11 protein-coding genes are annotated in these 11,704 nt (G+C 72.0%); 2 read left to right on the forward strand and 9 right to left on the reverse strand.

The window, feature by feature from the left end; genetic code table 11:
* Positions 1-357: 357 nt before the first annotated feature.
* Positions 358-1,365 (reverse strand): stage II sporulation protein M, encoded by a 1,008-nt coding sequence (locus ABT154_RS33065; protein WP_351861960.1) that lies wholly within the window; start codon positions 1,363-1,365, stop codon positions 358-360.
* Between the two features lie 119 nt (positions 1,366-1,484).
* Between ABT154_RS33065 and ABT154_RS33070 the strand changes: the two genes are divergently transcribed.
* Positions 1,485-2,387, forward strand: coding sequence for an RDD family protein (locus tag ABT154_RS33070; RefSeq protein ID WP_351861962.1), 903 nt, complete (start codon positions 1,485-1,487; stop codon positions 2,385-2,387).
* Between the two features lie 3 nt (positions 2,388-2,390).
* Here the strand turns inward: ABT154_RS33070 and ABT154_RS33075 are convergent, their stop codons facing one another.
* The 8 genes from ABT154_RS33075 to ABT154_RS33110 form a co-directional block, all read right to left on the reverse strand.
* Positions 2,391-3,005: a hypothetical protein gene (locus ABT154_RS33075; protein ID WP_351861964.1), complete on the reverse strand. Its 615-nt coding sequence runs from the start codon at positions 3,003-3,005 to the stop codon at positions 2,391-2,393.
* Between the two features lie 152 nt (positions 3,006-3,157).
* Complete coding sequence (ahcY, locus tag ABT154_RS33080) at positions 3,158-4,612, reverse strand: adenosylhomocysteinase (RefSeq protein ID WP_351861965.1); 1,455 nt, start codon at positions 4,610-4,612, stop codon at positions 3,158-3,160.
* A 303-nt stretch (positions 4,613-4,915) separates the two neighbouring features.
* Positions 4,916-5,917, reverse strand: coding sequence for a cation diffusion facilitator family transporter (locus tag ABT154_RS33085; RefSeq protein WP_351861967.1), 1,002 nt, complete (start codon positions 5,915-5,917; stop codon positions 4,916-4,918).
* Positions 5,918-5,983: 66 nt separating this feature from the next.
* Positions 5,984-7,135 (reverse strand): mannose-6-phosphate isomerase, class I, encoded by a 1,152-nt coding sequence (gene manA / locus ABT154_RS33090; protein WP_351861969.1) that lies wholly within the window; start codon positions 7,133-7,135, stop codon positions 5,984-5,986.
* A 233-nt stretch (positions 7,136-7,368) separates the two neighbouring features.
* The gene (locus tag ABT154_RS33095; RefSeq protein ID WP_351861971.1) at positions 7,369-8,520 is read right to left on the reverse strand and encodes an SIS domain-containing protein; all 1,152 of its coding nucleotides are present in this window, start codon (positions 8,518-8,520) and stop codon (positions 7,369-7,371) included.
* Between the two features lie 235 nt (positions 8,521-8,755).
* Complete coding sequence (locus ABT154_RS33100; protein WP_317877894.1) at positions 8,756-8,938, reverse strand: Trm112 family protein; 183 nt, start codon at positions 8,936-8,938, stop codon at positions 8,756-8,758.
* A 102-nt stretch (positions 8,939-9,040) separates the two neighbouring features.
* Positions 9,041-10,405 (reverse strand): phosphomannomutase/phosphoglucomutase, encoded by a 1,365-nt coding sequence (locus ABT154_RS33105; protein ID WP_351861973.1) that lies wholly within the window; start codon positions 10,403-10,405, stop codon positions 9,041-9,043.
* Positions 10,406-10,508: 103 nt separating this feature from the next.
* Positions 10,509-10,943 (reverse strand): DUF3499 domain-containing protein, encoded by a 435-nt coding sequence (locus ABT154_RS33110; RefSeq protein ID WP_317877896.1) that lies wholly within the window; start codon positions 10,941-10,943, stop codon positions 10,509-10,511.
* Between the two features lie 299 nt (positions 10,944-11,242).
* On the opposite strand from ABT154_RS33110, the gene ABT154_RS33115 reads away from it, so the two are divergent.
* The gene (locus tag ABT154_RS33115; protein ID WP_351862004.1) at positions 11,243-11,698 is read left to right on the forward strand and encodes a metallopeptidase family protein; all 456 of its coding nucleotides are present in this window, start codon (positions 11,243-11,245) and stop codon (positions 11,696-11,698) included.
* Positions 11,699-11,704: the final 6 nt, after the last annotated feature.

The raw sequence follows: 11,704 nt of genomic DNA on the forward strand, positions 1-11,704 counted from the left end.
CTCACCCTCTCGGGCTTTCCTCCGGCGCTTCCTTCGTTTCCGACTCTATCAGATCTTTCCGATCCGATTTCCTCGGTGCTTTCCGGTCCCTTTTGCTTTCGCTCCGGGCCCTTCCGGCGGTTCCGACTTTATCAGAATCATTTCGACCGACCTAATCGGCGGTTTTCGTGATTCGGATTGGAATCGGGATGACTCCGTGGAATTCAATTCCCGACCGGAGTGAGTGAGATTCTACTAGATCGCTGCCGAACTGTCCAGTTCCAGGCAACCGTTTGAATCTACCTCCCCACGGCCACCATGTCAATGGTTTTTGTGGGCACCGGAGGACACTAGCAGGTCAGGAGGGTCGTACGCACATCAGGCGGCGGTGGGTCGCTCGGCGCTGCGGTCGGGCTCCTCCAGGTCGCCCTGGTCGCCGGCGCGGGAAGCGCGACCGCCGAGGACGTACACGTAGCCGAGGAAGGCCAGCTCAGCGGCGATGCCGAGGGTGATGCGGGCCCAGGTGGGCAGGCCGGACGGGGTGACGAAGCCTTCGATCAGGCCCGAGACGAAGAGGACCAGGGCCAGGCCGATCGCCATGCCGACGGCGGCACGTCCGCGTTCCGCGAGGGCGGCGCGACGGGTGGTGGGGCCCGGTTCGACGACGGTCCAGCCGAGGCGGAGGCCCGTACCGGCGGCCACGAAGACGGCCGTCAGTTCGAGCAGGCCGTGCGGGAGGATCAGGCCCAGGAAGACATCGAGCCGCCCCGCCGAGGACATCAGGCCGATGCCGACGCCGACGTTCAACATGTTCATGAAGAGGATCCAGAGGACCGGGATGCCCAGGAAGGCACCCAGGACCAGGCACATGGCGGCGGCCCTGGCGTTGTTCGTCCAGACCTGGGCGGCGAAGGACGCCGCCGGGTGGCTGGAGTAGTACGTCTCGTACTGCCCACCGGGGCGGGTCATCTCGCGGAGGTCGGTGGGCGCGCCGATCGCCGCCTGGACCTCCGGGTGCGTACCGATCCACCAGCCGATCAGGACGGCGAGCAGGGTGGAGAGGACGGCGGTGGGGATCCACCAGTGGCGGGAGCGGTAGACCGCGGCCGGGAACCCCGCCGTGAGGAAGCGGGCCGCATCGCGCCAGGAGGCCCGGCGGGTGCCCGTGACGGTGGCACGGGCGCGGGCGACGAGCTGGGTGAGCCGGGCCGTGAGCACGGGGTCCGGAGCGCTGGACTGGACGATCGACAGGTGCGTGGCCGTGCGCTGGTACAGGGCGACGAGTTCGTCGGCCTCGGCTCCGGTGAGCTTCCCGCCCCGGCGCACGAGCTGGTCGAGGCGTTCCCACTCGGCGCGGTGGGCGGTGACGTAGACGTCGAGGTCCATGATCGGCTGCTGCTCCAGGCATCGGCTGCGGACGGGTCCGTACTACTGCGGCGCGCTGCGGGTCAGCTTGGCAGACTGGCGTTCGGTGGGGTCGGGAAGGCCGGAGAAGGGTGGGCGCCGTGAGTGGGCTGGTGACGGGAGACGCCGTCGTACTGGGGTTGCAGCCCGCGCGGCTGCCGAGCCGGGCGCTGGCGGTGCTCATCGACCTGGTGGTGGTGTGGGCCGCGTTTGTGCTGATCACGCTCGGGCTCGCGGTCGCCACCGCCTCCCTCGACGAGGCGGCGGTCATGGCGGTGTCCGTCGTGTCCTTCCTGCTGGTGCTGGTGGGGGCGCCGATCGCGGTGGAGACGCTGTCGCACGGGCGGTCGCTGGGGAAGATGGCCCTCGGGCTGCGCGTGGTGCGCGACGACGGCGGGCCGATCCGGTTCCGGCACGCGCTCGTGCGCGGGGCGATGGGGGTCGTGGAGATCCTGATGACCTTCGGGGTCGTCGCCTGTATCGCCTCTCTGGTGTCGGAGCGGGGGCGGAGGCTCGGGGACGTCTTCGCGGGGACGCTCGTCGTGCGTGAGCGGATACCCGCGGCCCGGAACGCTTTCGTGCCTCCGCCACCGCCTTGGCTGGTGGGGCGGTTCGCCGGGCTCGATCTCTCGGCGGTCCCCGAGGGGATGTGGCTGGAGATCCGGCAGTACCTCACGCGGGCCCGCGAGCTGGATCCGGCCGTGGGGCGGCGGCTCGCGGAGCGGCTGGCCGACGAGATGGTGACGCTGACCGGTGCGCCTCCGCCGCCGGGGGTTCCGGCCGACGCCTACGTGGCGGGGGTCATGGCCGAGCGGCAGGCGCGGGAGGCCCGGCGGGCGTTCAGCGGTGCGGCCGTGGCGACCGCCGCTTCTGCCGCGGTGCTGCCCCCGGCCGTCGCTCCTCCCGCCGTTGCTTCGGAGGTTGTTCCTCCGGCCGTTCTTCCTCCGGCCGTCGCTCCCCCGGTCGCCGGGGGGTCCGCCACCGGCTTCGCTCCGCCCGCCTGATCGTCAGGGGAAGACCGAGGGCGGGGTCTCCAGGGCTTCGAGTTCGATGCCGGGGGCTGCGAGGACCACGTCGCCCGCGATGTGGACGGTGTGCCGCTCGCCCGTGTCCAGGGCGCTGACCTGGTACTCGTCCACGATCAGGGGGCCGTTGTCAGTGGCGTGCGCTTCACTTCTCAGCAGGGCCCAGGACTGGTCGACCGTGAGGGGGGCGAGCACCGGATCCGTGAGGGTGACGAGCCTGACGCGGGTCCCGGGGGAATCGGGGGTGAGACGCAGGAGTCGTGAGAGGGCGACGAGGAACGCCGGGGACGTGCCGGTGAAGGCGTGGGCGCGCACATTGCCTTCGGTGGCGTGGGTTCCGGTGGGGTCCGTGCGGACCCAGGTGACGCCGTCGAGGGCCGCGCCGCGGACCTGCCAGCCGGCGGCGTGGAGTTCGAGGCGGATGGGGCGGCCGAGTTCGTCGACGGCCAGGTCGACGGAGCCCTTGTGATCGCCCGAGGGGGTGGTGATCTGTGAGACGTAGCGCCAGCCGGAAGGGCCGGGCGCGCAGTGGAAGTGCTCTTCACCGAGGGGGGTGTGGTCGTGCGGGTCATGGAGCGAATATCGGCCGCGGGGCATGGGTCGGTCCTCGGGAGGGGGCGCTTCCAGGAGAGGTAGCGGGGCTGGACGGGGCAGGCCCCCCGGCACGGGGGTGCGGGGGGCCTGCCTGAATCCTCTACGGGTGTCCGGGGCGGTGTCGCGTCAGCGCGCGGGCGCCGCCGGCCGGGGCATCAGTAGCGGTAGTGGTCCGGCTTGAAGGGGCCTTCGACCTGGACGCCGATGTAGGCGGCCTGCTCCGGGCGGAGGGTCGTCAGCTTGACGCCGAGCGAGTCCAGGTGGAGGCGGGCGACCTTCTCGTCCAGGTGCTTGGGCAGGACGTAGACGTCGGTCGGGTACTCCTCCGGCTTCGTGTAGAGCTCGATCTGGGCCAGGGTCTGGTCCGCGAAGGAGTTCGACATGACGAAGGAGGGGTGGCCGGTGGCGTTGCCCAGGTTCAGCAGACGGCCCTCGGAGAGGACGATCAGGACCTTGCCGTCGGGGAACTTCCAGGTGTGGACCTGCGGCTTGACCTCGTCCTTGACGATGCCCGGGACCTTGGCCAGGCCGGCCATGTCGATCTCGTTGTCGAAGTGGCCGATGTTGCCGACGATCGCCTGGTGCTTCATCTTGGCCATGTCCCCGGCCATGATGATGTCCTTGTTGCCGGTGGTGGTGATGAAGATGTCGGCCGTCTCGACGACGTCGTCGAGGGTGGCGACCTGGTAACCGTCCATCGCCGCCTGGAGCGCGCAGATCGGGTCGATCTCGGTGACGATCACGCGGGCGCCCTGGCCGCGCAGGGACTCGGCGCAGCCCTTGCCGACGTCGCCGTAGCCGCAGACCACGGCCGTCTTGCCGCCGATGAGGACGTCGGTGGCGCGGTTGATGCCGTCGATGAGGGAGTGGCGGCAGCCGTACTTGTTGTCGAACTTCGACTTCGTCACGGCGTCGTTCACGTTGATCGCCGGGAAGAGGAGGGAGCCGGCCTGCTGCATCTCGTACAGACGGTGGACGCCGGTGGTGGTCTCCTCGGTGACGCCGCGGATCTCGGACGCCAGCTGGGTCCACTTCTGCGGGTTCTCGCCGAGGGTGCGGTTGAGGAGACGGAGGATGTAGCCGTACTCCTCGCTGTCCGCGGTGGCCGGGTCCGGGGCCGAGCCGGCCTTCTCGAACTCGACGCCCTTGTGGACGAGGAGGGTGGCGTCACCACCGTCGTCGAGGATCATGTTCGGGCCGCCGGTGGGCGAGTTCGGCCAGGTGAGGGCCTGCTCGGTGCACCACCAGTACTCCTCCAGGGTCTCGCCCTTCCAGGCGAAGACCGGCACGCCCTGCGGGTTCTCCGGGGTGCCGTTCGGGCCGACGGCGATCGCCGCGGCGGCGTGGTCCTGGGTGGAGAAGATGTTGCAGGAGGCCCAGCGGACCTCGGCGCCGAGGGCGACCAGGGTCTCGATGAGGACGGCCGTCTGCACGGTCATGTGCAGGGAGCCGGTGACGCGGGCGCCGGCGAGCGGCTGCTGCTCGGCGTACTCGCGGCGGATCGACATCAGGCCGGGCATCTCGTGCTCGGCGAGGGTGATCTCCTTGCGGCCGAAGGTGGCCAGGGAGAGGTCCGCGACCTTGAAGTCCTGGTGCGTGGCAGTCGTCATGACTGAGCTGCTCCTCGTGTGTTCGGGGGCGAGGGTCGGTGGGCGCCGGGGCACCACGGAGGGCTCGGGGCACACGAATGCCCGGGATGTTCCACGGTGCCGTCGTCGGAGGCCCTCTCTCCCTCGGCCGGTCCGTGAGGACCGCCCGACCGCCATCAGCAGCGACGTCTGGCTGGTCACGAATCTACACCGATCGATGCGGCGGGCCACAGTCCGCATCCATGGACGGGGCGCTCCCGGGGCCCCGTACACACGAGCGAGGCCCCCGGGACCGTGGGGTCGCGGGGGCCTCGTCGGGACGGGTCAGTGGGCGGTGCCGTCCGGGGTCTCGGGATTGGTCTTGTCCAGGGTCTCGGTCCTGGCCTTGGCCGGGTTCTCGCCGGCCGAGGCGGCCTTCTCGCTGTAGATGTCGGGCTCCAGGTAGATGACCCGGGCGATCGGGACGGCGGTGCGGATGCGGTCCTCGGCGGCGTTGATGGCGTTCGCGACCTCGGTGGCCGAGTCGTCGTGCCGGACGGCGATCTTGGCGGCGACGAGGAGTTCCTCGGGGCCGAGGTGGAGCGTGCGCATGTGAATGAGGCGAGTGACGGTGTCTCCGTCGACGACCGCGGCCTCGATCTTCCTGACCTCGTCGATGCCGGCGGCCTCGCCCAGCAGCAGCGACTTGGTCTCGGCTGCCAGCACGATCGCGATGACGATGAGGAGGATGCCGATGCAGAGGGTGCCGATGCCGTCCCAGACGCCGTTGCCGGTCAGCAGGGCGAGGCCGACGCCGCCGAGCGCGAGGACGAGACCGACGAGGGCACCGAGGTCCTCCAGGAGGACGACGGGCAGCTCGGGGGCCTTGGCGCGGCGGACGAACTCCTTCCACGACTGGTCGCCGCGGAGCGGGTTCGACTCCTTGATGGCCGTACGGAAGGAGAAGGACTCGGCGATGATCGCGAAGACGAGGACGCCGACCGGCCAGTACCAGGCCTCGATCTCGTGCGGTTCCTTGATCTTCGTGTAGCCCTCGTAGACGGCGAACATGCCGCCGACGGAGAAGAGGACGATGGAGACGAGGAAGGCGTAGATGTACCGCTCGCGGCCGTAGCCGAAGGGGTGCTGCGGGGTCGCCTCGCGCTGGGCCTTCTTGCCGCCGAGCAGCAGCAGGCCCTGGTTGCCGGAGTCGGCGAGCGAGTGGACGCTCTCGGCGAGCATCGACGACGAACCACTGAAGAGGAACGCCACGAACTTGGCTACCGCGATCGCCAGGTTGGCGGCGAGTGCCGCCACGATCGCCTTGGTTCCGCCTGACGCGCTCATGGGTGTACGTGGTCCCTTCGTCGATGCACCGGCAGTGTCGCCGCGGTTCGGCCGGTCATTGTCGCATCAGGCCACGACGGTGGCGCGGAAGACCGTCCCCGTCCCGCTGAGTACGGTGCGCTCGCCCGCCGGGACGAACACGGACTCGCCGGGAGACAGGGTGACCTCGCCCGCCTTCGGGCGGCCCGCGACGGCGAGCAGGATCTGCGGGGTGGCGGCGGTCAGTTCGGTCGGGGCGGCGCCCTCGGCCCGGACGAACCGGGACAGCCGGAACTCGTCGATCGGGGTGTCGTAGACCTCCTCGCCGCTCGGGGAGGCCTCGGGGCGCAGGATGCCCGGGTCGGTCGGCTCGAAGCGGACCACCCGCAGGAGTTCGGGGACGTCGACGTGCTTGGGGGTGAGCCCGCAGCGCAGCACGTTGTCGGAGTTGGCCATGATCTCGACGCCGAGACCGTCGAGGTAGGCGTGCGGGACGCCCGCGCCCAGGTAGAGGGCCTCGCCGGGCTGGAGCCGGACCGGGTTGAGGAGCATGGCGGCGATGACGCCGGGGTCGCTCGGGTAGTGGTGGGCGAGGGTCGCGTACGGGGTGTGGGCGCCGCCGAGGCGGTCGGCGGCGGCGGCCACCTCCGCGACGGTGTGCGCCATCTCCTCCGCGTCGGCGGTCAGCAACGCCGTCAGGACCTCGCGGAGCGCGGCCTCTTCGGGGTGGGCGTGGAGCAGGTCGACGTACGGCTTGAGCGAGTCGACGCCCAGCGCGGCGAGGACGTCGGCGGCCTCGACGGGGGCGCGGAAGCCGCACAGGCCCTCGAACGGGGTGAGCGCGCAGATCAGCTCGGGCTTGTGGTTGGCGTCCTTGTACATCCGCTGCGGGGCGTCGACCGGGATGCCGGCGGCCTCCTCCTCTGCGTACCCGGCCCGTGCCTGCTCCAGGTCCGGGTGGGCCTGGAGGGAGAGCGGGGCGCCGGCGGCGAGCACCTTCAGGAGGAAGGGGAGGCGCGGGCCGAACTTGTCGAGGGAGCGCTGCCCCAGCTCGCGTACGGGATCGGCGTCGATCAGCTCGTTCAGCGAGCCGCGCTCGGTGCGGGAGGGGGCGCCGGGGTGGGCGCCCATCCACATCTCGGCCTGGGGCTCGCCGGTCGGGTCGATGCCGAGCAGCTCCGGGATGGCCGTCGTGGATCCCCAGGCGTAGGGGCGGACGGTGTTGACGAGGCGGTCCATGGTGCCTGCCAGCTCCTCGGGGTGGTGACGGATGGTGAGGGGTGTCGGAAGACAGGTGACAGGGGGCGGGTGACGGGTGGGTGACGGGTGGGGGGCGGGGTGATGGCCGGGGTGGTGTGCGGCGTGGTGACCTCGGGCGCGGCTGTGGCTGCGGCCGTCGGCTGTGGCGTACGGAGGGGGGCGCGGGCCCCTGCCTCGGCCGGCGGGCGGCCCGGCGGTCGGGCCGGGCGCCGTCAGTCGGTGGCCGTGCGTCCCGGGGTGGCCAGCGACAGGTAGACGGCGGCGAAGTCGGTCACGGCCAGCAGCTCCGCCAGGGTCTCCAGGTCGCCGCCCTCCTCCGGCTCCAGCTCGCTGATGGCGGTCTCGTGACCGAGCGCCAGTTCGCGGGCGGCGTGCGCGGCCGTGAGGCCGTCGGACGGACGGTCCCTGAGCAGTACGACCCGTGCGCGGAGTGCCTGCGGCTCGTCCACCCGGTCGCGGAAGAAGTCGTCCGGATCGGCGCCGCCCGCGAAGTCGCCCGCGAGCAGGACACCGTGCGCGGGCAGGGCCTCCGGCAGCTCGGCGGCGAGTGCGGGGAGCCCCGCGAGTTCCGCGAGGACCGCCGCGAACCGGCGCCCGGCCGGTCCGGCGGCGGCGCCCTCCGTCCAGATCAGCGGGAGGGAGTCCGCGAGCTCGGCGGCGAGCGTCTTGGCCGGGTTGCTGTACGTGGCGATGGCGGGGCCGCAGCGTTCGGCCGTACGGTCCAGCCGGTCCGCGACCTTCTCCAGGGCCTCGGGCGGTGCTTCGAGGAGGCCCACCCGGTCGAGGAGCATGAGGAGCGGTGTGAACAGGGCCCACAGGGCGCCGGGGCTGGCCGCGATGTTCTCGGCGTACTCGTCGGGGGCTTCGTGCGGGGCGATGGCCATCGGCACGAACAGGCCGTGGGAGCCGTTGACGGTCTCGGCGAGCGGTGAGGCTTTCGGGGCGACGGCTACGACCGTGATCCCCCGGCGGTACGCCTGCTCCGCGAGGAGTGCGAGGCCCGGCTCGGAGCCGTCCGTCGTCGGCAGGAGCAGGAGGTCCACCGAGCCGGCCCAGCCGGGCAGGGCCCATCGCAGGGCGCCGGCGGCGGGGGCGACGCCGGTCGGCTGGAGGCGTACGACGGGGGCGGAGGCGCCGGCCAGGGCGCCGATCAGGTCGGCGACGCCGGCGGCGGCGGTGCCGGGGCCCGCGACGAGGACGGCGCGGGGGCGGCCCTCCGGGCGGAGGTCCGCGATGCCGGCCTCGGCGGCGTGCCGGGCCGCCGTCCGGACCCTCGCCCCGGCCTCGGCGGCGCCTCGGAGGAGGCCGCGGCGGTCGGCGAGGGCGAGGTCGTCCGGGGCGTCGAGGAGGGTCTCGTCGAGCATGGGCGGTGCCTCCGGTCGCGTCGTCGTCGCGGGGCCCCGCGGGGGCCTGCGGGGCGGGTGCGGGCCCTGCGGGGCGGGTGTGGGGTGGTTCGGGTGCGGGTGCGGGGTGGTTGCCCGGCCTTCGGCCGGGCTTGGTGGCTCCCACCCGCACCACCCGTGCTGCTGGGGACAGAGAGGTGCGGGTCTTCCCGTGGGGGGTGCTCGCCGTCGGCGGCGGACGGCGAGCACGGGGCCGTTACGCCGGGCGGCGGGCCTCGTCGGTCAGGAGGACCGGGATGTCGTCCCGGACCGGGTAGGCGAGGCCGCAGTCCTTGCCGGTGCAGATGAGTTCGGGAGTCTCGTCCGCCGTGCGGTCGTTCAGCGGAGCGTGGCACGCGGGGCAGGCCAGGATCTCCAGGAGGCCGGCTTCGAGCGGCATGGGGTTTCCCTTCGGACAAACGGTGGTGGTACTGCCCTACGGGCCAGGTCAGCCTACCGCCGGGGAACGGGGGGCGCCCCGTTCCCCGGCCGGGTGGCGGAGTCAGTCGGCCGACCGGACCAGGGCGAGGACCTCGTCGCGGATCTTGGCCATCGTGGCGGCGTCGCGGGCCTCGACGTTGAGGCGCAGGAGGGGCTCGGTGTTGGAGGCGCGGAGGTTGAACCACCAGTCCTCGGCCGTCACCGTCAGGCCGTCGAGGTCGTCGAGCGTGATGTCCCCGCCCTCGTAGGCCGCGCGCACCTTGGCCGCGCTGGCGGCCTGGTCGGCGACCGTGGAGTTGATCTCGCCGGAGGCGGCGTACCGGTCGTAGACGGAGACCAGGTCGGACAGTGTGCCGTCCTGGCCGCCGAGGGCCGCGAGGACGTGGAGCGCGGCGAGCATGCCGGTGTCCGCGTTCCAGAAGTCCTTGAAGTAGTAGTGCGCCGAGTGCTCGCCGCCGAAGATCGCGCCGGTCTTCGCCATCTCCTCCTTGATGAAGGAGTGGCCGACGCGGGTGCGGACGGGCTCGCCGCCCTGCTCGCGGACGACCTCGGGCACCGACCAGGAGGTGATCAGGTTGTGGATGATCGTTCCGCCGGGCGTCTTCGCGAGTTCGCGGGCCGCGACGAGGGCGGTGATCGCGGACGGGGAGACGGGTTCGCCGCGCTCGTCGACGACGAAGCAGCGGTCGGCGTCACCGTCGAAGGCGAGGCCGAGGTCGGCACCCTCGGCCCGGACGCGGGCCTGGAGGTCGACGATGTTCTTCGGGTCGAGCGGGTTGGCCTCGTGGTTCGGGAAGGTGCCGTCCAGCTCGAAGTACATCGGCACGACGTCCAGCGGCAGGCCCTCGAAGACGGTGGGGACGGTGTGGCCGCCCATGCCGTTGCCCGCGTCGACGACCACCTTGAGCGGGCGGATCGTCGTCAGGTCGACCAGCGACCGCAGGTAGGAGGCGTAGTCCGTCAGGGTGTCCTGCCGGGTGATCGTGCCCGTGGTCGCGGCGGCCTCCGGCGCGCCCGTCCCCGACCACTCCTCCGCCAGCTCGCGGATCTGCGCCAGGCCGGTGTCCTGGCCGACCGGGGCTGCACCGGCGCGGCACATCTTGATGCCGTTGTACTGGGCCGGGTTGTGCGAGGCGGTGAACATCGCGCCGGGCAGGCCGAGGCTGCCGGAGGCGAAGTACAGCTGATCGGTGGAGCACAGGCCGATCAGGGTGACATCGGCGCCGAGGCGGGCGGCGCCGCGCGCGAAGGCGTCCGAGAGGCCGGGCGACGAGGGGCGCATGTCGTGGCCGACGACGATCGCTTCAGCCTCCGTCACCCGTACGAAGGCGGCCCCGAAGAGCTCGGCGAGCGTCTCGTCCCACTGGTCGGGGACCACTCCGCGGACGTCGTACGCCTTCACGATCTGCGACAGATCGGTCGTCACGGATCCACCCTCCTGAGTTCTCGGCACGCGATGCGGCGCGTGTTGCGGAACGCCAAAACTACCCGGAGCGGTGAAAGGGGGCGCGGACGGTGGCCTGTTGCGGTCAGTTGTCGGGGGAACGGAGCACTCTGAGGTGACCCCGGCGCCCGACCTCCATGGGGTCTCCGCCACGGCCTCCGCCGCCCTTGCCGCCGGATTCGGCCGCGCGTTCCTGGGGGCGGGCCGCCTCCCGGACCGCGTTGGCCAGGGCTTCGAGGTCGTCGCCACTGGGGCGGGGCGGGGCGGAACCGTCGGTGAGCCGCACGACCTCCCACCCGCGTGGGGCGGTCAGGCGCTCGCTGTGCTCTGCGCACAGGTCGTAGCAGTGGGGCTCGGCGTAGGTGGCGAGCGGGCCGAGGACCGCAGTCGAGTCGGCATAGACGTACGTCAGTGTCGCGACGGCAGGGCGGCCGCACGCAGTGCGCGAACAGCGACGTACAGGGCTCACGACGTTGGACGGTACCGCACTCTTGAGCGGGCCGCGACGACTCTCCCTCAGGTCACTCCACCGTGTCGCGGTGTGACCTCCGCCACCGGCCCTCCCCGAGTCGCTCCGCCGACCCGCGGGAGAGGGGGCGCGCGGGGGCGCGGGCGGGAGTCGATCCGGGCACGGTGGGGTACGGATCGGGTCGACCACGGCCAGATGGCCGAGCGTGAGGGGCAGCCGGATCGAGCGGACGATTGGCCGGAATGTTCAGGTTTCGACGTGGGGTGTGGCGGCGGGGCGGAAGCGCGGGGGGAGGTGGCGAGGATGCGCCAGAGTGCGGAGGGACGGATGAGGGTTACGCTGCGTCAGTGATGGACAGTCCTGTGCCGCCGAGCCCCTCGCACCACTCCACGGAGCCCCCCGCGGAGCCTCGGGTGCGCCGCCGTGACCGGCACGGCCGCGGGATGCGCGGACCCGTCGCCCCGCCGCAGGTGCCGCTCTCCGCGAGCCGGGCCGACACCTTCCGCGATCTGGTCCTGGACTCGGTGGAGCGCCTGGAGCGGCGCTGGCCGCAGCTGGCGGACGTCGAGTTCATGGTGATGGAGGTGCCGCCGGCGGTGTCGGGCGAGACGGTGCCGCTGGGCGGGTCCGCGCCCGCCGAGAAGAACGAGCCGGCGCGGGTCGTCGTCTACCGGCGCCCGGTCGAGATCCGCTCGAAGAGCCGTGACGACCGGGCGCTCCTGGTCCACGAGGTGGTCGTGGAGCAGGTCGCGGAACTGCTCGGGCTCTCCCCCGAGTCGGTCGATCCGCGGTACGGGCAGGACTGATCGTCG

The sequence above is a fragment of the Streptomyces sp. NPDC001728 genome, assembly GCF_040297565.1.
GTDB lineage: Bacteria > Actinomycetota > Actinomycetes > Streptomycetales > Streptomycetaceae > Streptomyces.

Excerpts from the sequence above, each read along its gene's own strand:
- manA (WP_351861969.1), bottom strand. The coding sequence starts at position 7,135 with ATGGACCGCCTCGTCAACACCGTCCGCCCCTACGCCTGGGGATCCACG.
- ABT154_RS33115 (WP_351862004.1), top strand. The coding sequence starts at position 11,243 with ATGGACAGTCCTGTGCCGCCGAGCCCCTCGCACCACTCCACGGAGCCC.
- ABT154_RS33085 (WP_351861967.1), bottom strand. The coding sequence starts at position 5,917 with ATGAGCGCGTCAGGCGGAACCAAGGCGATCGTGGCGGCACTCGCCGCC.
- ABT154_RS33075 (WP_351861964.1), bottom strand. The coding sequence starts at position 3,005 with ATGCCCCGCGGCCGATATTCGCTCCATGACCCGCACGACCACACCCCC.
- ahcY (WP_351861965.1), bottom strand. The coding sequence starts at position 4,612 with ATGACGACTGCCACGCACCAGGACTTCAAGGTCGCGGACCTCTCCCTG.
- ABT154_RS33095 (WP_351861971.1), bottom strand. The coding sequence starts at position 8,520 with ATGCTCGACGAGACCCTCCTCGACGCCCCGGACGACCTCGCCCTCGCC.
- ABT154_RS33065 (WP_351861960.1), bottom strand. The coding sequence starts at position 1,365 with ATGGACCTCGACGTCTACGTCACCGCCCACCGCGCCGAGTGGGAACGC.
- ABT154_RS33100 (WP_317877894.1), bottom strand. The coding sequence starts at position 8,938 with ATGCCGCTCGAAGCCGGCCTCCTGGAGATCCTGGCCTGCCCCGCGTGC.